Source organism: Amycolatopsis sp. VC5-11 (assembly GCF_037034185.1).
GTDB lineage: Bacteria > Actinomycetota > Actinomycetes > Mycobacteriales > Pseudonocardiaceae > Amycolatopsis > Amycolatopsis nivea.
Genome location: NZ_JBAGKF010000003.1, coordinates 644,293 through 664,544, shown reverse-complemented (window position 1 = coordinate 664,544; position 20,252 = coordinate 644,293). Strand labels below are relative to the sequence as shown.

The window sequence follows — 20,252 nt, the reverse complement described above, 5'->3', positions numbered from 1 at the left end:
CGAGTGCGTGGGGAGTGCGTCCGCCCGGGTCGGGAAGGCCGGGCTGGCTGCCGGTCAGGCTGCCGGTCAGGCGGGCGGAAGCGCGGTGTGCGGTCTGTGAGGGACCCCTTGAGGGAATCTGATTCCCTCAAGGGGTCCCTCACAGACCCACGGATACGGTCATACGGGTATTAATCGGGCATTCGACGGGGCTGGTGTCCTGTGTGGACAGCCCGCGGGCCGAGGCCGCCCGGCTCAAGTCCTCCGGCATGGGAATCTGATTCCCTCAGGGAGCCCCTCACGTACGTTCCGGCCTGGCTCACGGACGATGGATCGACCGGTCCGGGAACATCCCGCCCGCCGCGGGCACGCCCGGCCCGATGTTCCGGTCGTCCAGCTCCACCCGCAGGTGCTCCCGCACCTCGACCACCCCGTCGACCCGGCTGATCAGGGCCTTGATCACCCCGATCATGCTGTACCGCTCGACGGCCCCGCTCAGCGACACCACCCCGTCGTGCACCGAGACGTACAGCGTGGACGGGTCGAGGCACATCTCCTGTTTCAAGACCTCGTCGCGCACTTCCTCGCGGATGTCGTTGTCCGAACGCAAATACGCCCGCACGAGGTCCGCCCGGGAGACGATCCCGGCCAGCGTCCCGTCGGCTTCGAGCACTGGCAGCCGGTGCACTCGGTGCTTCTCCATCAGCTGGGCCGCGCGCACGACGTCGTCCTCCACGTCCACCGTGACGGGCGGCGCCGTCATCAGGTCGGCCGCGAAAAGTGCTTCGGCCTTGTGCTTGCCACGTCGTGCCTGCGGTCCGATGCCGTGGTGTTCGACGTTGCGCTCCAGCAGATCGCCGCGCGAGACGACCCCGAGCACGCGGCCGTCCTTGTCGACGACTGGCGCCCCGCCGACGCCGCGTTCTTCCAGCAGCGCGGCGACGGCCTTGAACGATGTGCCCGGCACGACCTGTGCGACATCGGTCGTCATCACCGAGCGGATCCGGCGTGTTCTCTTCATTTTCCGCTCCTCACAACAGGGGTCCGGGGTAGTAAGCGCCCGCGGCCGCTTCGGGCAGCGGTTCCCGTTCTTCGGCCGACCGGGCCGGGACGATGACCACCGGGCAGCGCGCGTGCCGCAGGCAGTACTCGGAGACCGAGCCGACGAGCATGCGCAGCACCCGGCTGTGCCCGTGGCTGCCCAGCACCAGCATCGCCGCCTCCGCCGACGCGCGGACCAGTGCCGGGCCGGGCGCGCCGTCGATCGTGCCGCTGCGCACTCGCACCCCTTCGGCCTCGTCCCGTGCTTGGTCCAGCACTTGGTCCAGTTCGTGCTGGTAGCGGGCGGCGATGTCGTCCGGCGAACGGGTGACCGCCGATTCGAGGTCGCCGAGCGGGTCGAACGTCCAAGCTCGCAACGCCACCACCGTCCGGCCGCTCGACTTCGCTTCCGCCAGCGCCCAGCGGACCGCCGCGGCGCTGCCCGCCGACCCGTCGACGCCGACGACGATTTCGTGTTCATTCGCTGTGGTCATGGTTTTCTCCTCCGTGCACGATGCGACGCTCAGCGCGCCTTTTCCAGCAGGACGCGGCGTTCGGCCGCGGCGATCGCGCCGCGCGCCGCCCCGATCGCGTCCGGGTTGACCGAGATCGACGTGATCCCGGCGCGCACGAGATGTTCGGTGAACGCCGGGTTCGTCGACGGCGCCTGGCCGCACAGCGACGACGTGATGCCGCGGTCGCGGGCCGTCCGCACGATTCTCGAGATGGCGTCCAGCACCGCGGGATCGGCCTCGTCGAACAGGTCCGCGCACACCGCCGAATCCCGGTCGACGCCGAGCATCAGCTGGGTGAGGTCGTTGCTGCCGATCGAGACCCCGTCGATGCCGAGGCCGGCGTACTCGCGCAGCCAGTAGACGACCGACGGGACCTCGGCCATGATCCACCGGTGCAGTCCGCGCTGCTTGCCGAGCGGGCTCGCGTCCACCGCCTCCAGGCACGCCTCCAGTTCCCATTTCGTGCGCACGAACGGGATCATCAGGTGCAGGTTCGGCGTCCGCTCCCGCACCCGGGCCAGTGTCCGGAGTTCCAGTGCGAACAGGTCGTGCTCGCGCACGTAGCGGTAGCAGCCGCGGTAGCCGATCATCGGGTTGTTTTCGACCGGCTCGTACTCGGCGCCGCCGTCGAGGCCGCGGAACTCGTTGCTGCGCAGGTCGGTCGCCCGGTAGACGATCGGACGCGAACCGAACGCGGTGGTGATCTCGAGCAGCGATTCCGCCACGGCGTCCACAAAGGACTCTTCCTCGCCGCGCGCGAGCAGGGCGCGCGGATGCCGTCCGCCGAGCGCCGTGGTCAGCAGGAACTCGGCCCGGAGCAGGCCGACCCCGTCGACCGGCTGGGCCGCGACCTCGGCGGCGTGGTCGGGCATCGCGAGATTGACGTACAACCGGGTGCCGATCGCCTCGGCGGCTGCGGGCACGGCGACCGGTTTCGGGTGCGCCGCCTCGTGCGCGATCGCTCCCGCTCGCACCTCGCCTTTCGTGCCGTCGACAGTGATCAGCGTGCGGTCCGCGAGGACCCGGGTCGCGTCGCCGGTGCCGACGACGCACGGCACGCCGAGTTCGCGAGCGACCACCGCGGCGTGACAGGTCATCCCGCCGCCGTCGGTGACCAGCGCCGCCGCGCGACGGATCGCCGGGACCCAGTCCGGTGTCGTCATCGGGGCCACCAGCACCTCGCCGTCGCGCAGCCGCCGTGCTTCGGCCGGATCGCGCAGCACCCGGACCGCGCCGCTGCCCTCGCCGGGCGAGGCCGCCAGCCCGGTCACCAGCACGCCGGTGGCGCCTTCCTGAACCGGCGGCAGGGTGGTGATCGGCCGGGACTGCACGAGCCAGGTCTGGTGATCGGCGATGGCGAACTCGATGTCCTGCGGCACGCCGTAGTGGTCCTCGACCCGGCAGGCGAGCCGGGTCAGCCCGAGCACGGTGGCGTCGTCGAGCACGCGCCGGCCGCCGACCTGCGCGGTCAGCGCGACCTTCACGTCTCCGCCGCCCGCTTCGGGGATGATCTTGTGCGACTGGGCCCCGATCCGCGCGCTGAGCACGCGGAGGTCCTCTTTCGCCACCACGTAGGTGTCCGGGTCCACCGCGCCGCTCACGATCGCCTCGCCCTGGCCGAACACCGCTTCGACCACCGCCCGGTCGCGGTCGCCGGTGCGCGGGTCGGCGGTGAAGATCACGCCGGACCGCTCGGCCGGGATCATCCGCTGCACGACGACCGCGATCGCCGGTTCGCCGGTGAATCCCCGGCTCGCCCGGTAGCTCACCACGCGCGGCGAGAACAACGACGTCCAGCAGTCCACCACTCGCGCGGCCAAGGCTTCTTCGTCGACGACGTTGGTGTAGCTGGCGTTCATGCCCGCGAAGGAGGCTTCGCTGCCGTCCTCCCCGGTTGCCGACGAGCGCACCGCCACCACCGGCTGGTCGCCTAGTGCCCGGTACGCGCCGGTCACCTCCGACGCCAGTTCCGGAGGCAGCCCGGCGGAGCGCACCAGCTCTCGCAGCCGCTCGCAGGCGGCAGCCAGCTCCTGTGCGTCGTCCACCGCGATCAGCGCCTTGGCGTGCAGGTCGGCGATCTCGGCACGGACCCCGGCGGCCTCCAGCGCGGACCAGTACGCGTCGCGAGTGACGACGAATCCGTCCGGCACCGGGTAGCCCGCGGAGATCAGCTCGCCGAGGTTCGCCCCCTTGCCGCCCGCCGTCTCGGCATCAACGAGCCGGATCTCGGCCAGTTTGCGCACGTGTGTCATGACGATCCTCCTCGGGTACCGCGGGTCAGGCGGCGGAACAGCTCGTCCGCGCCCCAGACCAGCACCGGCATCGGCGCCAGCACCGCGTACACCCACGCGGGCAGCGCCGCGGTGCCGAAGACGCCCTGGAGCCAGGGCAGGTAGATGAGCGCGGCGGCGAAGGCCAGTTCGAAGGCGATGCCGCCGAGCAGAAGCTTGTTGGTGCCCAGGCCGATCGCCCGCAGCGACACCCGTTCGGTGCGGGCGGCGAACGCGGTGCCGATCTGGCAGAACACGATCGCGGCGAAGCTGGCCGTGGTGGCTTGGAGATAGGCGTGGTGCAGCGGCGCGCCATCCGACACGTCCGCGCCGGGGTGCCAGCCCGCGGCGTACAGCACCGCGAAGAAGGCGCCGAGCACGAGCGCCGCCGACAGCACGCCCATGATTCCCCACGCTCGCAGGAGCATCCGGCCGGTCACCACGCCTTCGCGGCGGGAGCGCGGCCGGCGGGCCATCAGCCCGGGCTCGGCGGGCTCCCGGCCGAGCGCGAGCGCGGGCAGCGTTTCGGTGCCGAGGTCGATCGCGAGGATCTGCAATACCGTGAGCGGCAACGGGATCGCGCCGCCGGAGATCGCGAACAGCAGGAACGGCAGCACCTCCGGCACCGCGTGCGCGAAGATGTAGAGCACGAATTTGCGGACGTTGTCGAACACCCGGCGGCCCTCGCGGACCCCGGCGACGATGGTCGCGAAGTTGTCGTCGGTCAGCACGACAGTCGCGGCTTCTTTGGCCACGTCGGTGCCGCTGACGCCCATCGCGACGCCGATGTCGGCCCGCCGCAGCGCGGGCGCGTCGTTCACCCCGTCGCCGGTCATCGCGACGACCTCGCCGCAGTCGCGCAACGCGTCGGCGATGCGCAGTTTGTCCTCCGGTGCGGCACGCGAGAACACCACTTCGTCCCCGCCAGCCAGCACCGTGTCGAGGTCCGGTTCCGGCATGCGCGCGAGCGCGGTGCCGTCCACGACCCGGTCCGCGCCGATGCCGACCCGGCGGGCGATCTCGGCCGCGGTCAGCCCGTTGTCCCCGGTCACGACGTGCACGGTGATCCCGGCGGAATGGCAGTCCGCGACCGCGGCGGCGACCTCCGGGCGAGGCGGGTCGACCAGGCCGACGAAGCCGAGCAGGCACAACCCGTTCTCCGCTTCCACGCGGCTGCCCGGGATCGCCGGCGTCTCCCGCCGGGCGATGGCCAGCACCCGCAGCGCGCGCCCGGCCATGCTGTCGACGAGCGCCGCCAGCTGCGCGCGCCGGGTCGCGGTCAGCTCCGTTCCGTCGAACTCCGTGGTGCACAACGGGAGCACCTGTTCGGGCGCACCCTTCACCGCCACCACGAGGCCGCCGTCCACGAAGTCCACTGTGGACATCCGCTTGAGCCGGGGATCGAACGGGTACAACGTTTTCCGTCCGGCTTCACGGGCGCTCGCGGTCACGTTCGCGCCGTGGTCCGCGGCGAACCGAAGCAGCGCGAGTTCGGTCGGATCGCCGGAATCCCCGTCGAGGTCCGCGGTGCTGCACCGCGCGAGGACCTCGGCAGTCTCGCGCGGCTGCGCCGAATCCGCGCCGTCCGGGCCGCGCAGTTCCTCGACCCGCATCGAGTTCTGGGTCAGCGTGCCGGTTTTGTCCGTGCAGATCACGGTGGTCGAGCCCAGCGTCTCCACCGCCGACAGCCGTTTCACGAGCGCGCCCGCCTTCGCCATCGACCGCACCCCGGCCGCCAGCGCGAGCGTGATCGTCGGCAGCAGGCCTTCGGGCACGTTGGCCACCAGCAGGCCGATCGCGAACACGAAGGCGGCCGACCACGAAAGCCCCGCCGCGACGCCGAGCGGAAGGAACCCGACCCCGACGACCACCGCGACCCCGGCGATCAGCCACGCGACCCGCCGCACCTGCCGCTCCAGCGGGCTCTCCTCGCGGCCGATCCGGGCCGAGAGCGACGCGATCCGGCCGATCTCGGTGCGCCGTCCGGTCGCGTGCACCACGGCCCGCGCGGAACCCGCGACACAGACCGTGCCGCTGAAGACCAGCACCGGGGAATCCAGCGAACGGTCGGCGTCGTCCACGGCGTCGGCGGTCCGGGTCACCGAAGCCGACTCGCCGGTGAGCATCGACGCGTCGACGTCCACCGTCCCCGCGATCAGCCGCGCGTCCGCCGGAACCCGGTCGCCTTCGGCGAGCAAGACGACGTCGCCGCGAACCAGCTCGGTTGATTCGAGATGCACGACGACGCCGTCGCGCAGCACCGCGCTGCGCTCGGGCAGGTACTTGCCCAGTGCTTCGACCGCCCGCTCCGCCTGCTGCTCCTGGAAGAACGCAAGCAGCCCGTTCAGGATGATCACCCCGACGATCGCGTACGCCAGGTTGGTCGTCCCGGCGAACCACGCCAGCCCGGCCGCGACCCACAGCAGCAGGGCGAGCGGGTGGACCAGCTGGCGCAGCAGGGCGAGCGGCCACTGCCTGCCGCCCTTGTGCGGCAGCTCGTTCGGGCCGTAGACCTGCAGTCGCCGGGCCGCTTCCCGGCCGCTCAAGCCGCCCGGCGCGGAACGGAGGTCCCGCAGCAGGCGGCCGATCGGCTCCCGTGCGTCGACCTCGGGCTCCGCTGTCGCGGGCGGCGGGCGCAGATGCGTGGTCATGGAATTCCCTCAGCTCTCGAACACGAGAAGGACCGCCTGCGGAGCCGGGCTCTGGTCCCCGGGACGCACCTCGGTCGTCAATCCGCGGACCGCGGCTGCGACCCGCAGGGAATGGACCGCCGCGCCGACCAGAACGCGGTCGACGCGAGTCGTTCCTTCGGCGAGCACCACGAGGCCCCGGCTGCCCGCGTGCCGCGATACTCGGGTGCGCGGCCAGGTGTTCTCCTGCGCCAGCTCCGCGAGCACGCCCGGATCGGCGACCGGCACCGCGCGGCCTCGCGGCGGACCGGCGACCGCGCGCAAGGCGAGGTACCGGTCCCAGTCGCTCGCGGTCGCCGGGTCGTCCGCCCCGGGAGTCACGGCCGCGACCACGTCCGGGCGGCCCGGGTCGTCCGGGAACGACAGCACCGGGCGGATGCCCAGTCCCCGCAGCACGATCCAGGCGGCGGACAGCGCGGTGCCGCATCCGGCGAGCACGTGGCGTCCGCCGGGATCGTGCCGGAGCCGGCCCACCCGGGAGATCGCCAGCTCGCCTGCCCGGGTCTCGACCACGAAACGGCGCACGTCCAGCCGCGCCAGCGCGTCCACGAGCACCGCTCGCGCGCAGCGGTCCCAGGCGAAAGCGACGTCGCTCATCCGATCGCTCCAGCGGGTTCCGGCCTCGGTCTCGGAATCGCGACCGCTGCCTGGCAGGTGGCCAGCAAAGTCTCCGCGTCGGTCACCGTGACCCGGTCCTCAAGCCCCGCGGGCGCGGCCACCGGCAGCCCAGGTTCCGGCGGGACAATCGCCACCGGCACCTGTTTCCGCAGCGCGCACACAACCCCGAACTCGCGTGCGGTGAGCTCGTCCCCGGCGTCGCGAACGTCCACGGCGAGCACCGGCGGATCGGCGCGGTCGTCGAGCGGGCACGACGAACCCGGCACGAGTGCGAGGCAGATCCCGTCCCTCGCATGGCACCGGCTCACCCGGCACCCGTTGTCCCGCAACGGCTTGCTGAGCGCGTCGCAGTCACCGAACTTCGCTTCGGTCAGCAGTACGTGCACGATGCACCTCATTTCCCAGATCGGCGAGCACGGTTTCCGCGCCGCGGGCAAGTTCCAGGTCTTCCCGGGCGCGGACGACAAGCACCGGCGCGGCCGAGCCGGACGCGCTGATCGCCCGGTCCGCGTCGGACCTCTCGAGCGCCCCCACCCGCACGCCCAGCGCCCCGAGGCCGCGCGCGACCTCGGCGACTGTTTCCGGCTGGTACTGCGCGACCCCGCCGGTGAACACCAGCGCGTCGAGCCGGTCGAGGCTGACCGCCGCCGCGCCGATCTCCCGGCGGAGCCGGTGGACGTAGACCTCGACCGCCAGCGCGGCGTCGGCGTTCCCGGCCGCGGCGGCCGTCCGCACTTCTCCGAGGTCGCCGCTGGTCCCGCTCATCCCGGCGAGCCCGGACCGCAGGCACAGCGCGTCGGCCAGCTCGTCGGGTCCCATCGGCGCGGTTTTCATGACGTGCAGCAGCAATCCCGGGTCGATCGAACCGGACCGGGTGGCCATCGCGGGCCCTTCCAGCGGGGTGAACCCCATCGAGGTGTCCACGCTCCGCCCGCCGCGCACCGCGGTCACCGACACCCCGGCTCCGACGTGTGCGCAGACCAGTTGCAGCTCGCCGGCCGGCAGCCGCAGCAGTTCCGCGGCACGGCGCACCGCGTACTGCACGGACAAACCGTGGAAACCGTAACGACGCAACCGATTCTGCCGCGTCCACTCGCGCGGCAGCGGATAGTGCGCTGCCGCGTCGGGCAGCTCCGCGTGGAACGCGGTGTCGAAACAGGCCACCACCGGCACGCCGGGCAGCAGTGCCCGGACCTGCCGGGCGACGTCCAGCGACAGCGGCTGGTGGATCGGTGCCAGCGGAACCAGCCGGTCGAGGTTCGCGATCACGTGGTCGGTCACCAGCACCGGCGCTTTCTGCGCGCCGCCGTGGACGAACCGCACCGCCACCGCGTCCGGCCGGGGCCAGCGCTCCACGGCATCGACGACCGCGCGGGACATGTCGCTCTGCCACGCCGCCCAGCCGACCGCGACGCCGTCGTGCACGACCGCCGCCTTCACACTGGAGGACCCGGGATTCAGGGTCAGGATTCGCACTGGCTTCTCCTTGCTCGGTCAGCCGGACAGCTTGCGCAGGTACGGATCGGCGGGCTTCCGGCGCTCGAGCCGGATCCGGACGTCGAGCGCGGCGCAGCCGTCCGCCCGCGCGACCACCGGATTCAGGTCCAGTTCCGCGAGCTCCGGCACGAGCGTCGCCAGCCGGCCGGTCTTCAGCAGCAGTTCGCGCACCGCGGCCCGGTCGATGCCGGACGCCCACAGCGCCTCGGCCGAGCGCAGGCCGTCGAGCAGCAGGTCCGCGTCCGGTCCGGTGAGCGGGGCGAGCCGCGCGGCGCGGTCGGCCACCAGATCGGTGTCGACCCCGCCCCGCCCGAACACCACCAGCGGGCCGAACACCGGGTCCGACCGCACGCCGACGAGCAGTTCCCGGCCCCGGTCGGCCATCGGCTGGATCACCACGCCGCGCAGCGCCGGACCGAATCGCGTCAGCAGCAGCCGGTACGCGTCCCGCGCGCCGGATGGTCCCTCGACGCCGAGCAGCACGCCGCCGCCGGCGGACTTGTGCAACAGTCCCTCGGCATCCGCCTTCACCGCGATCGGCCCGTCGAATTCCTCGGCGGCGCGGACAGTCTCGGTCTCGTCGCGGGCGTATCGGGTCGGCACCAACGGGATTCCCGCGAGCCGGAGCAGTTCCGCCGCGGCGGCGGGCGACAGCCAGCCTTCGCGCTCCGCTGCGCGCGCCGTCGCGAACTCCCGCACCGCGGCGGAATCGATCTCCGGCAGAGTCATGGCATCGTTCCTGGGCCGAGCGAGCCATTCGGCGTACTCGGCCTGCCGGGCGAGCACGAGCGCGGCGGTGGCCGGATCGTCGTAGCACGCGGTGATCGCGGGCCCGTCCGCGCACAGCGGCGACACCCGTTCCCGCTGTCCCGGCCGGACCGCGAGCACGGTCTTGTCCGCGCCCGGCAGCACGTCGGCGATCGCGGCCGCGGGGTTCCCGACCGCAGTCGGAACCGTCGCCGCGATGACCGCGTCGACACCCGGATCCGCGAGCACTGTCTTCAGCGCCTGCCCGAATTTCTCCGCCGGAACCGCCGCTGTCGTGTCCACCGGATTGTGCACAGCGGCCTCGGCGGGCAGCAGCTCGCGCAGACTGGCCGCGGTCCCCGCCGACAGGCTCGCCATCGTGAGCCCTTCGCGCTCGCACGCGTCGGCCGCGAGCACCCCGGCTCCGCCGGCGTTGCTCAGCACGGCGACCCGACGGCCGTGCGGAAGCGGTTGCCAGGAAACACCGGCGAGCACATCCACCAGCTCGGCAACCGTGTCGACCGCGATGATGCCCGCCTGTGCGTAAAGCGCGTCACGAGTCACCGCGGGAGTCGCCGCGGCGGCAGTGTGCGAAGCAGCGGCGCGCTGGGCGGTCCCGCCGCTTCCGGCCCGCACTGCGAGCACCGGCCGGGTCCGCGCCAGCCGAGCCGCCAGCCGGGCGAATTTGCGGGGATTGCCGAAAGATTCGAGGTACAGCACCACAGTCTCGGTGCGCCGGTCGCTCGCCCACCACAGCAGCAGGTCGTTGCCGCTCACGTCGTATTTGTCGCCGGTTGAGACCAGCGAGGAAAGCCCGAGGCCGAGCCCGGTCAGCGCCTCGACGAGGGCGATCCCGACCCCGCCGGACTGTGTCGCGACGCCGATGCTCCCGGCCCGCGGACGGCGGGCGAGGAACGTCGCGTCCACCGGACAGAACGGATCCGTCGAGAGCACGCCGAGACAGTTCGGGCCGACCAGCCGCATGCCGTGCCGGCGCACCGCGTCGCGGACGCGCTCGCCGGCTGCGGTCCCGGTCAGTCCGGACGAGACGACGACCGCCGCGGCCACTCCGCGTTTGCCGCATTCCTCCACCGCGTCCGCGGCGGCTTCCGCGGGAAGGCAGATCACCACCAGTTCGGGAGTCCGGGTCAGGTCCGCGACCGACGGCGCGCAGCGCACGCCGAGGATTTCTTCCGCCACCGGGTGCACGACCTCGACCGAGCCGGGAAAACCGCTGTCCAGCATGTTCGCCAGCACCGCGTGCCCCACCGAGCCCGGCCGCCTGCCCGCGCCGATCACCGCGACCGACGCCGGCCGCAGCAGATGCGCCAGGCTGGCCGCCTCGGCGACCTCGTCGCGGCGGGCGAACGCGTCCGGGTAGCGGTCCTCGCCGTCCAGCCAGATCGTGACGGACCATTCCGGGCCCTCGTGGTCGATTTCGTAGGGGAGGCCGAGTTCGGCGAACACCCGGATCACCTTCGCGTTCTCCGCGAGCACTTCGGCGACGAACCGGGAGATGCCGTGCGCGCGGGCCGCCGCGGCGAGGTGTTCGAGCAGCAGCGTCGCGATCCCGTGCGTGCGCCGGTTCCCGTCCACGACGAGCGCGATCTCGGCGTCGGCGCTTTGCCCGATCCGCTCGCAGTGCGCGACCCCGGCCAGCTGCTCGCCGAGAAAACAGCCGACGGCCGCGTGGCCCTCGCCGGACGTCCCGGCGATCTCCGCCGCCAGCCTGTCCACAGTGGACGGCAGCGGGCCGAAGAACCGGAAGTACCGGTCCCGCTCCCCGAGGCCGGTGTGCAGCCGCAGCACGGCCTCGGTGTCGACCGGTCCGAGCGGGCGCACCAGGCCGACCTGTCCGTCGGCCAGCAGCACCCGTGCGGGCTGGTCCGCGCTCATCGGAACTCCTCCCTGCGCGAGGCGGCGGGCACGGCCGCGACCGTGCCCGCCGCCTGGTCCGTCATGCCTTGTCGACGTGGATCGAAACCTGCTTCTCGTGCGGCTGCCGCGCCAGCGGCATCGAGATCTCGAGAATGCCGTCGGCGTACTTCGCGGCGATCTTGGCGGCCTCAGCGCCGGCGGGAAGGCCTACCGTGCGGCTGAACTTGCCGTAGTAGAACTCGCTGCGGCCGCCCGTGTCCTTCTTCGCTTCGCGCTCCGCCTCGATGGTCAGCAGCCCGTCGTGCGTGGTCACAGAGATGTGTTTCTCGGGATCGAACCCCGGCAACTCGGCTCGCACCGTGTACTTGCCGTCCTCGGCGGACTCCTCGATCCGCACCGGGTTGTGCTCGGCGAACGGCCACGGGTGGTCGAGCCAGGCGGCGATGCTCGGCAGCGCCAGCCGGGAACCGGGCAACAGCGACGTCATTGCGCGCTCCTCTCTTCGCGAACGGTCTCGCACTTTCAGACAACTCCAGGCGCCCGCCGCGGCGACGCGGCCGGATTGCCTGAAGACGATGGACGAAGGTCACCGGCCGTCCCCGCGCTCAGCTCGCGGGCGATCGCCCGGCCCCAGGCGCGGATCACCGGCCAGTCCCGGTTGTCGCCGTCGCGCACCCGCAGCGCGGCGACCATCGCGCGCTCCGGGAACCGCAGCAGGGAACGGTCGAGCCGGCCGCCGAACAACCGGTGCTCCTTCGCTCCGCTGCGGGCGAGCACGTCGGTGACGTCCACCGGTTCTTCGCCGGGTTTGCTCCGCTCCCCCACCGGACCGCTGGAAAACAGCCACACCGGGATCCGGGACAGCTCGTCCTGATGAGCCCGCACCAGTTCGCGAGCGGGCTCGAGCCAATGTCCGATGTAGACAGCGCTGCCGAGCACCGCCGCGTCGCAGCCGTCGAACGACGTGACGCCGCCCGCGTCTGCCACCACCACCTCCGCGGGCGTGCCCGTCTTCGCGAGCTCTCCGCGCAGCGAAACCGCGATCTGCTCGGCGATCTCCCGGGTCGCCCCGTGCCGGGTCGCGACCGCGACAACAATTCTCATGAGACTCAGTCCTTCCCTCGCATTCAGCGGGCGACCACGACCGGGCAGGCCGCGTGCGCCAGCAGACCGTTGCCGGTCGAGCCGAGCAGGCCGCCCGCGACCGGTCCGCGGCCGCGGCTGCCCACGACGACCACCCGGGCGCCGCGGGAAATCCCGGCGAGCGCACGGGCCGCCGAACGAGCACGCACCGTCCGGACGCGCACCGGAACCGCCGGATGTTTCCGGGACCACGCGGCGACCTGTTCGGGGACACCGTTTTCCCGGTTTCCGTCATGCCACGCGTGCACCGCTTCCAGCGCCGCTCCGTGCGTTTCGGCGGTTTCGAAAGCGAAGGCCAGCGCTCGTTCGCTGCCGCCGGAATCGTCGACCCCGACCACCACCGGCCCTGCCGGATCCGCGCGGCCGCGCACGACCGCTACCGGACAGCGAGCGGAGGCCGCGACGCTGAGCGGCACCGAACCGGTGACCGCGCCCCGCATCCCGCCCACGCCGGACGGCCCGAGGACGAGCAATCCGGCTTCGGCCGACTGTTCGACGAGAAGGCCGGCCGCGGCCCCGAGCCGAAGACACATCCGCACCGAGACCCCGGGCACCGCGCGGCGTGCCTCGTCCGCCGCTCGGCGAAGCAGGCGGTACCCGGGTTCGAGCAGCAATTCCGCTTCGACGGGCGGTTTCCGGTGCGGCAGCAGGTCCGGGTCGTCGAACACTTCGGCGCGGAACACCACGAGCCCGCCGCCGCGCGACCGGGTTTGCGCCGCCGCCCACCGGACGGCGGCCGATGACTGCGGCGAGCCGTCGATCCCGACGACCACCGGCGGGATCATCGGTGCGGCGCTGGCGCCGGCTCGGGGACCTCGCCGCGTTCGTTTTCGTTGCTCGCCCGCTGTTCCTCCGCCAGGAGATACCGCCGCATCGCCGGGCCGTGCCCGCCGTGCTGTCCGCGCTCGGCGACGCTGCGGCGGGCGTCTTCCTCGATCAGCGCCTTTTCCTTCTCGTCCATCGCGTGCCTCCTCCGAGCCGGGACTCGCTCGTCCCGAAGCCGACGCTAAGACCGCGCGGCCGGCGGCCGCTGCGGGCGGACGTCCGCGGCGCCGGAGTCTTTGGTCCCGCGGCGAGAGGCGCTGCGGCCCTGCCGCTCGCACCGGCCCAGCGGGAGATTCGGGCCATGACACAGGCGACATTCCCGCTCGGCCGCGTCGCCGGGATCCGCGTCGGCGCGCACTGGTCCGTGCTGATCGTGATGGGCCTGCTGGCCGATCTCCTCGCGACGACCGTCCTTCCGCTCGGCGCCCGCGGTTCGCCGGTCGCGGTCGACTGGACGGTCGCGGTCGTGAGCGCGCTGGTGTTCCTGGCGTCCCTGCTCGCGCACGAGCTGTGCCACGCGCTCGTCGCGCGGCATTACGGGCTCCGGGCGGAACGCATCACGCTGTGGCTGCTCGGCGGTTCCACCGAGTTGCCCGAGGAACCGCCGACGCCGCGCTCCGCGCTGCTCATCGCGGCGGCCGGGCCCGCGGCGAGCGCAGTGGCGGGCGGAGGGTTCCTCGGCGCGTCCGCGCTTGCCTCCCCGCTGCTGCCCGCGGTGGTCACCGTGGCGCTCGCCTGGCTGGGCTGGGCGAACGGCGTGCTCGCGGTCTTCAATCTGCTGCCGGGGACGCCGCTCGACGGCGGGCGCGTTCTCGAAGCCGTCGCGTGGCGGCTGACCGGAAACCGGGCCCGTGCCCGGCGGATCGCCGCCGCCGGCGGCCAGGTGCTCGCCAGCGCGCTCGCGGCCTTCGGCGCCTGGCAAATTCTGGCGCTGGGCAACCTCGGCGGACTCTGGACGATCGCCATCAGCTGGTTCCTCGCCGTCGCCGCGCGCACCGAGATGTCCGCGGCCCCGCTGCGGCAGCTGCTTTCCCAGCTCCGGCTCCGCGACGTCATGAGCACCGAACCGGTCACCGCACCCGGCTGGTACACCGTGCAAGGCTTCCTGGACCAGGCCGCGCGGACCCGGTTCCGGACCTTCCCCGTGGTGTCCTTCACCGGGGCACCGGTCGGTGTCGTCAGTCTTTCCGCGCTGTCCCGGGTCCCGGAAACCGAGCGGACCGCCACGCGGCTGGAGGACATCTGCGTAAAGCCGCCCGCCTGCCTGATCGCCAGTCCGGACACGCCGCTCTCCCAAGTGTTCGGGGGCGTGCGGCTGCGTCCCGGCCAGGACCTGGTGCTCGTCGTCGACCACGGCGAGCTCGCCGGAGTAGCGGCTCCGGGCGATCTCGCGCGGACGCTCGAACTCGCCGGACTCGGCGTGCGGCCCGCTCACGACGCCGGCAGCGTGAAATAGGCTTCCTCCTCCTGCGCGAAATGCAGGGTGAGCACCGCGTCCAGCCCGTACAGCGTCGCGCGCAGGTCGTCGACCTGGTCCGCCTGGATCCTCGACGGCGACTCGGCCAGATGCCGTTCCAGCCGCCGCGCCAGCCGGGCGATCTGGGCGTGCGCGCGGCTCATCGGCACCGTGCTCTCCGGACTGCCCAGCGCATCGGCCAGCGCCGGGTACAGCTCGGTCTCCTCCGCGGTCTCGTGCGGCAGGACTTGCCGCAGCAGCACGTCGCACGCGTGCCGGACAGCCCGATCCGCCGCCGGGGTCGGCCCGCCGGCCAGTGCGTCGGCGGCCTGCCGGATCGCCAGCAGCGCGGGCCGGAGCCGCTCGTGCTCGGTCTCGAAGCGGTGCACCAGCTGGGCGGGCGCCGGAGCCGCGACCGCGGGGACCCGCAAGGCGCGCAAGGCGTTGAGGATCACCGCGACGTCGATGCCCTCCTGCACGATCGCGCCCCAGACCGGCGTGAGGAAACCGGCCGCCGCGGCCGCCATCGCCGCCAGCGACAGCGCCACTCCGGCCGCGGCGCTCTGCACTGCCAGCCGCCGCGCGCGCCGGGCGATCTCCGCGGCGTCGGCGAGCCGGTCCAGCCGGTCGTCGAGGATCACCGCGTCGGCCGCCTGCGCCGCGGCCGTGGCGCCGCGGGAACCGAGCGCGACGCCGACATCGGCGGCCGCGAGCGCCGGAGCGTCGTTCACGCCGTCGCCGGTCATCACGACGAGTCCCTCGGCCCGAGCGGCGGAAACCGCCGCGACCTTCTCCGCCGGGCTGACCTCCGCCTGGACGCGGTCGAGGCCGAGCAAGGCCGCGACCTCCCGCGCGTTGTCCACCCGATCGCCGGTGAGCAGCCCGATCGTGGCGATCCCGGCCGCCCGCAGCCGGCGCGTCGTGCGGGCCGCGTCGGGGCGGACCCGGTCCTTCGCCAGCAGCGCCGCCACCGGCTCGCCGTCGCACTCGACCCAGAGCACGGACGCCAGGTCGAGCCGTCCCCGGCGCGCGGCACTGCGCGCCCAGGCCGGCGTCTCCCGGCCGGCGGCCGGCCTGCCCACCCGGACCATCCGCCCGCCGACGCGCCCGGCCACGCCGGAACCGGGCACCTCGCCGACCTCGACCGCCGGGGCGCGTTCGATCCCGGCCGATTCCGCGGCCCGGACGACCGCCGCGGCGAGCACGTGCGGCGAGTAGTACTCGACGCTCGCGGCCAGCCGGAGCACCTCCTCGACGGGGTGCCCCGGCGCGCACACCACGTCGGTCACCTCCGGCCGCCCGGCGGTGACCGTGCCGGTCTTGTCCATGAGCAGCACCCGGGCCCGGCCAAGCGACTCCAGCGCGGCACCGTCCTTGACCACGACCCCCGCCCTCGCGGTGCGCGACATCCCGGCGGTCACCGCGATCGGCACCGCCAGCAGCAGCGGGCACGGAGTCGCGGTCACCAGCACCGCGACCGCCCGTTCCGCTTCGCCGCTCAGCAGCCACGCCGCACCGGCCATCAGCAACGCCGCGGGCAAGAACCACACGGCCACCCGGTCAGCCAGCCGCGCGACCGGCGCCGTCTGCGCCGCCGCCGACTCGGCCAGCCGGACCACCCCGGCGTACGTGCTTTCGTCCGCGCTCGCCGCCGCCGTGATCTCCGCCGCGGCCCCGGCGTTCACCACTCCGCTGCGGACCGCGTCCCCGGCGGTGCGCGCGACCGGGAGCGGTTCCCCAGTGAGGGCCGACTCGTCGAATACCCCGCCGGTGGCGAGCGTCCCGTCCACGGGAACGACCTCGCCGGGCAGGACGACCACCGCGTCCCCCGCGGCGACTTCGCCCGCCGGGACCTCGCGAAGGTCGTCCCCCGCCCGCACGTGCGCCGTTTGCGGCACCCGGTCCAGCAGCGCGGTCAGGTCCCGCGCGGCGCGGCGCTGTGCCCGCGATTCGAGCACCCGCCCGGTCGCGACCATCACCGCGACGACCGCGCCGGCGAGGAACTCGCCGACCGCGAGGGTCGAGGCGAGCGCCAGCACCGCCAGCGAATCCGCGCCCCAGCGCCGGTGCCGCAGATCCTCGGCCACCCACGAGACGGCGGGAGCCAGCGCGACCGCGGTCGCCGCCGCCCAGCAGCCGCCGGACCCGGGTTTCCCCCACCACCAGAGAATTCCTCCGGCTGCCAGCAACACAGCCACTGCGGCGAGCAACAGCGCTTCGCCCGGCAGCCGCTTCCCTTGAAGTGTCATGACGCCTCCCGGCCGCACGATGCGCCGAAGGCCTCCGGCCGGGAAAGGGCCGAAGGACCCCGGTTCAGTCCACAGTGGACGGAATCAGTCCGCGTGCAGGACAGCGGCTCCGGTGACCCGGTCCGCCGCCAAGTCCGTCAACGCCTCCGCCGCCGCGGACAGCGGATAGGACATCGTCCGGACGTGCAGCCGGTGCGCAGCCGCGAACTCCAGGAACTCCCGCGCGTCCGCCCTCGTGTTCGCGGTGACGCTGCGCACTTGCCGCTCCTGGAAGAGATGGTGCTGATAATTCAGCACGGGTATGTCCGAAAGATGGATACCCGCGATCGAGAGTGTGCCGCCTCGGTCCAGCGCCGCCAGCGCGACCGGCACCAGTTCCCCGACTGGCGCGAACAGGATCGCCGAATCCAGCGGCTCCGGCGGTGCCTCGGCCGCGTCGCCCGCGGAAGCGGCACCGAGCTCGAGCGCCAGCTTCCGGGCTTCCGGGCTGCGGGTCAGCACGTGCACGGTCGCCCCGCGCGCGAGCGCCACCTGCGCGGCGAGATGCGCACTGCCGCCGAACCCGTAAATGCCGAGCCGGCCGCCTTCGGGGACCTCGGCCCGCTTCAACGCCCGGTAGCCGATCACCCCGGCGCACAGCAACGGCGCCAGCTCCTCGTCGGAGTAGCCGGCGGGCAACCGATGCGCGAACGCGGCGGGGACGACGGCGTACTCGGCGTATCCGCCGTCGGCGTCCCATCCGGTGTACCTCGACTCCGGGCACAAGTTCTCCTTGCCGGACACGCAATAGCGGCAAGCGCCACAGGTCCCGCGCAACCAGGCGATGCCGACCCGGTCCCCCGTCCGGAAGCCGCCCGCCCTCGCCTCGACCACCTCGCCCACGATCTCGTGGCCGGGCACCACTCCGGCGCGGTGCACTGGAAGATCGCCCTCCGCCACGTGCAAATCGGTCCGGCACACCCCGCACACGCGCACCCGCACCAGCAGTTCGCCGGCTTCTGGCTCCGGGACCGGCATCCGTTCCCGCACCAGCGGCCGGCCAGCCATCGGACCGGGCGCGCGCACCCGCCAGGCCCGCATTTCCGCCGTCATCGCGGCTCCTCTCGTCCGCAGTGCCCCGTCCAGGATGTCGGCGTGCCGGATCCGGGACGACGTCCGCAGGTCCCGCCCGCCGGGGACGTTCGGCTCTTCTCTGCGGCGCCGCGGTTGCGCAGAGTCGTGCCATGACTGCTCCCCAGCGTGCGGCGTAGGCCAGGATGTCCCGCACCGCCCGTCCCGGGCCGCCTCCGGACCCGCCCGCGCACAAGCCCGAAGAGCACCACAACGGCGGCCTCATCGGGCTCCTGCTCACCGCGGCGGTTCTCGTCACCGTGGTGCTCATCGCCGGTCCCTCGCTGTGGACCTCGTCGGTCCCGGCGCTCGCCTACACCGAGCTGCTGTCCAGAGTAGACGCCAACCAGGTCGCCGAGATCACGGTCGGCGGCGACGGCGCGGTCTCCGGGAACTACCGCGACGGCGGCAAGTTCACCAGCCAGCTCCCCACCGCGCTCGGCGATCCGCGGCTCGACGCCAAGCTGCGCGAGAAGAACGTCGCCGTCACCGGCGCGAAGACCAGCAGCGGCGATTCGGTCTTCACCGCTCTGCTGGCGTATCTGCCGATCCTGGTGATCTTCGGACTGTTCTGGTGGGCGGGCCGGCGCGCGCGGCAAACTCTCGGCGCGGGCGGGCTCGGCGGCATGGGAGGCATGGGCGGCATCGGCGGGTTCGGCCGGTCGAAGGCCAAGATCATCGAGGCTCAGCGACCCGGCACGAGGTTTGCCGACATCGCCGGGTACGAGGGAGTGAAACAGGAGATCGCCGAGGTCGTCGACTTCCTGCGCGATCCCTCGCGGTACGCCGCCGCCGGGGCCAAGGGCCCGCGCGGGGTGCTGATGGTCGGGCCGCCCGGCACCGGGAAAACCCTCCTCGCCCGCGCGGTGGCCGGCGAGGCGAGCGTGCCGTTCCTGTCCATCACCGGGTCCGCGTTCGTGGAGATGTTCGTCGGCGTCGGGGCTTCCCGGGTGCGCGACCTGTTCTCCGAGGCCCGCGATCGCGCGCCGTCGATCATCTTCATCGACGAGATCGACGCCGTCGGCAGCCGCCGCGGCATCGGCGGCGCGGGCGGGCACGAAGAGCGCGAGCAGACGCTGAACCAGCTGCTGGCCGAAATGGACGGTTTCGACCAGAGCGGCGGCACCGTCGTGCTCGCCGCGACGAACCGGCCGGAAACCCTCGACCCCGCGCTGCTGCGCCCCGGCCGGTTCGACCGGCAGGTCACCGTCCCGTTGCCCAACCAGGCCGAGCGGGCTGAGATTCTCGCGGTCCACATCGACGGAAAGCGGCTCGATCCGGACGTCGACCTGACGGTCGTCGCCCGCGGCACGCCCGGGTTCTCCGGCGCCGATCTGGCCAACCTCGTCAACGAGGCGGCGATCAACGCCGTGCGGGACAACCGGACCGTGCTGACCGCGGACGACCTCGCGACCGCACGGGACCGGGTCCTGCTCGGCCGCCGAGACGCCTCGAACGCGCTGCTTCCCGAGGAGCGCCGGTCTGTCGCCGTGCACGAGGCCGGGCATGCTCTCGTCGCGGCGCTGTGCGAACACGCCGACCCCGTGGCGAAGGTGACGATCCTGCCCGCGGGCATGGCCCTCGGCGCCACCGAGCAGCTGCCGGAGGCCGAACGGCGGCTCTACTCCGAGAGCTACCTCGCCGATCTGCTCACGGTGCGCCTCGGCGGACGGGCGGCCGAACTGGTCGCGCTGGGAGAAGCGTCGACTGGTGCCGCCAACGATCTCGCGAGCGCCACCGCGATCGCCGCGAAAATGGTCACCGAGTTCGGGCTCTCCCCCGCGCTCGGCCCGATCGGCTACAGCCGCGGCGGAGCCCCCGCCGTCGCCGACGACGGCCCGGCGCTGCTGGGCAGGCCGTACTCCGAACAAACGCAACGCGTGGCGGACCAGGAAATCGGCCGCCTCGTGCGGGAGGCGGAGGCCCGGGCGGTCGCCCTGCTCGAACAGCACCGCGACGCGCTCGACCGGCTCGCCGAGCGGCTGCGCGAGGAAGAGACCGTCGACGGCACGGCCGTGCAGGCTGCTCTGGCGGCCAGCCGAACCGCGCCCGAGGATTTGGCCGAAATCCCGGCCGCAGTGCCGCGATAGGTGCCGATCCGGTGCCTAAAGTCCCCGCGCGGCAAGGAGAACCGCTCGCCGCCGGGAGCCGGCGGGCCCTCCGGAACGGGCAGTGCGGCCCTCGTGGCCCCGAGCGTCGAAGCGGAAGCTCGGACGCAACGAAAGCGAGGCGAC

16 protein-coding genes are annotated in these 20,252 nt (G+C 73.0%); 2 read left to right on the top strand and 14 right to left on the bottom strand.

Going from position 1 to position 20,252, the window contains the following annotated elements:
• Positions 1-298: 298 nt before the first annotated feature.
• The 12 genes from WA670_RS14665 to WA670_RS14610 all read right to left on the bottom strand — a co-directional run bounded on the left by WA670_RS14665 (position 299) and on the right by WA670_RS14610 (position 13,339).
• Entirely contained in the window at positions 299-1,000 is a 702-nt protein-coding gene (locus WA670_RS14665) for a CBS domain-containing protein (RefSeq protein WP_134732151.1), read from the bottom strand.
• Between the two features lie 10 nt (positions 1,001-1,010).
• On the bottom strand, positions 1,011-1,514 hold the full coding sequence (locus tag WA670_RS14660; protein ID WP_238606298.1) for a universal stress protein: 504 nt from the start codon (positions 1,512-1,514) through the stop codon (positions 1,011-1,013).
• A gap of 29 nt (positions 1,515-1,543) precedes the next feature.
• Entirely contained in the window at positions 1,544-3,787 is a 2,244-nt protein-coding gene (gene ppsA / locus WA670_RS14655; RefSeq protein ID WP_336157997.1) for a phosphoenolpyruvate synthase, read from the bottom strand.
• The gene (locus WA670_RS14650; protein ID WP_336157996.1) at positions 3,784-6,456 is read right to left on the bottom strand and encodes a cation-translocating P-type ATPase; all 2,673 of its coding nucleotides are present in this window, start codon (positions 6,454-6,456) and stop codon (positions 3,784-3,786) included. The genes ppsA and WA670_RS14650 overlap by 4 nt, the downstream gene beginning before the upstream one ends.
• Positions 6,457-6,465: 9 nt before the next feature.
• Complete coding sequence (locus WA670_RS14645) at positions 6,466-7,092, bottom strand: hypothetical protein (protein WP_336157995.1); 627 nt, start codon at positions 7,090-7,092, stop codon at positions 6,466-6,468.
• The gene (locus WA670_RS14640; RefSeq protein ID WP_336157994.1) at positions 7,089-7,499 is read right to left on the bottom strand and encodes a hypothetical protein; all 411 of its coding nucleotides are present in this window, start codon (positions 7,497-7,499) and stop codon (positions 7,089-7,091) included. The genes WA670_RS14645 and WA670_RS14640 overlap by 4 nt, the downstream gene beginning before the upstream one ends.
• The gene (locus tag WA670_RS14635; RefSeq protein WP_336157993.1) at positions 7,465-8,589 is read right to left on the bottom strand and encodes an acetate/propionate family kinase; all 1,125 of its coding nucleotides are present in this window, start codon (positions 8,587-8,589) and stop codon (positions 7,465-7,467) included. Before WA670_RS14635 ends, WA670_RS14640 begins: the two co-directional genes overlap by 35 nt.
• An 18-nt stretch (positions 8,590-8,607) precedes the next feature.
• Positions 8,608-11,253, bottom strand: coding sequence for an acetate--CoA ligase family protein (locus tag WA670_RS14630; protein WP_336157992.1), 2,646 nt, complete (start codon positions 11,251-11,253; stop codon positions 8,608-8,610).
• 61 nt (positions 11,254-11,314) lie between these two features.
• Entirely contained in the window at positions 11,315-11,722 is a 408-nt protein-coding gene (locus tag WA670_RS14625) for an Hsp20/alpha crystallin family protein (protein ID WP_134661439.1), read from the bottom strand.
• 35 nt (positions 11,723-11,757) lie between these two features.
• A complete protein-coding gene (locus tag WA670_RS14620; protein WP_134661440.1) occupies positions 11,758-12,339 on the bottom strand; it encodes a flavodoxin domain-containing protein in 582 nt (193 codons plus the stop codon).
• A gap of 23 nt (positions 12,340-12,362) precedes the next feature.
• The gene (locus WA670_RS14615; RefSeq protein WP_336157991.1) at positions 12,363-13,163 is read right to left on the bottom strand and encodes a universal stress protein; all 801 of its coding nucleotides are present in this window, start codon (positions 13,161-13,163) and stop codon (positions 12,363-12,365) included.
• On the bottom strand, positions 13,160-13,339 hold the full coding sequence (locus WA670_RS14610) for a hypothetical protein (RefSeq protein WP_134661442.1): 180 nt from the start codon (positions 13,337-13,339) through the stop codon (positions 13,160-13,162). Before WA670_RS14610 ends, WA670_RS14615 begins: the two co-directional genes overlap by 4 nt.
• Before the next feature lie 165 nt (positions 13,340-13,504).
• On the opposite strand from WA670_RS14610, the gene WA670_RS14605 reads away from it, so the two are divergent.
• On the top strand, positions 13,505-14,659 hold the full coding sequence (locus WA670_RS14605) for a site-2 protease family protein (protein WP_238606285.1): 1,155 nt from the start codon (positions 13,505-13,507) through the stop codon (positions 14,657-14,659).
• On the opposite strand, the gene WA670_RS14600 is transcribed toward WA670_RS14605, so the two are convergent.
• On the bottom strand, positions 14,635-16,908 hold the full coding sequence (locus WA670_RS14600) for a heavy metal translocating P-type ATPase (protein WP_336157990.1): 2,274 nt from the start codon (positions 16,906-16,908) through the stop codon (positions 14,635-14,637). The genes WA670_RS14605 and WA670_RS14600 overlap by 25 nt on opposite strands.
• Positions 16,909-16,992: 84 nt before the next feature.
• Positions 16,993-17,988 carry a zinc-binding alcohol dehydrogenase family protein gene (locus WA670_RS14595; RefSeq protein ID WP_275291092.1) on the bottom strand — a complete coding sequence of 332 codons (996 nt, stop codon included), beginning with the start codon at positions 17,986-17,988 and terminating at the stop codon, positions 16,993-16,995.
• Between the two features lie 176 nt (positions 17,989-18,164).
• On the opposite strand from WA670_RS14595, the gene ftsH reads away from it, so the two are divergent.
• Positions 18,165-20,108, top strand: coding sequence for an ATP-dependent zinc metalloprotease FtsH (ftsH, locus tag WA670_RS14590; protein WP_336157989.1), 1,944 nt, complete (start codon positions 18,165-18,167; stop codon positions 20,106-20,108).
• The last annotated feature ends 144 nt before the right edge of the window (positions 20,109-20,252 follow it).

Excerpts from the sequence above, each read along its gene's own strand:
- WA670_RS14665 (WP_134732151.1), bottom strand. The coding sequence starts at position 1,000 with ATGAAGAGAACACGCCGGATCCGCTCGGTGATGACGACCGATGTCGCA.
- WA670_RS14660 (WP_238606298.1), bottom strand. The coding sequence starts at position 1,514 with ATGACCACAGCGAATGAACACGAAATCGTCGTCGGCGTCGACGGGTCG.
- ppsA (WP_336157997.1), bottom strand. The coding sequence starts at position 3,787 with ATGACACACGTGCGCAAACTGGCCGAGATCCGGCTCGTTGATGCCGAG.
- WA670_RS14650 (WP_336157996.1), bottom strand. The coding sequence starts at position 6,456 with ATGACCACGCATCTGCGCCCGCCGCCCGCGACAGCGGAGCCCGAGGTC.
- WA670_RS14645 (WP_336157995.1), bottom strand. The coding sequence starts at position 7,092 with ATGAGCGACGTCGCTTTCGCCTGGGACCGCTGCGCGCGAGCGGTGCTC.
- WA670_RS14630 (WP_336157992.1), bottom strand. The coding sequence starts at position 11,253 with ATGAGCGCGGACCAGCCCGCACGGGTGCTGCTGGCCGACGGACAGGTC.
- WA670_RS14625 (WP_134661439.1), bottom strand. The coding sequence starts at position 11,722 with ATGACGTCGCTGTTGCCCGGTTCCCGGCTGGCGCTGCCGAGCATCGCC.
- WA670_RS14620 (WP_134661440.1), bottom strand. The coding sequence starts at position 12,339 with ATGAGAATTGTTGTCGCGGTCGCGACCCGGCACGGGGCGACCCGGGAG.
- WA670_RS14615 (WP_336157991.1), bottom strand. The coding sequence starts at position 13,163 with ATGATCCCGCCGGTGGTCGTCGGGATCGACGGCTCGCCGCAGTCATCG.
- WA670_RS14610 (WP_134661442.1), bottom strand. The coding sequence starts at position 13,339 with ATGGACGAGAAGGAAAAGGCGCTGATCGAGGAAGACGCCCGCCGCAGC.
- WA670_RS14605 (WP_238606285.1), top strand. The coding sequence starts at position 13,505 with ATGACACAGGCGACATTCCCGCTCGGCCGCGTCGCCGGGATCCGCGTC.
- WA670_RS14600 (WP_336157990.1), bottom strand. The coding sequence starts at position 16,908 with ATGACACTTCAAGGGAAGCGGCTGCCGGGCGAAGCGCTGTTGCTCGCC.
- WA670_RS14595 (WP_275291092.1), bottom strand. The coding sequence starts at position 17,988 with ATGCGGGCCTGGCGGGTGCGCGCGCCCGGTCCGATGGCTGGCCGGCCG.
- ftsH (WP_336157989.1), top strand. The coding sequence starts at position 18,165 with ATGTCCCGCACCGCCCGTCCCGGGCCGCCTCCGGACCCGCCCGCGCAC.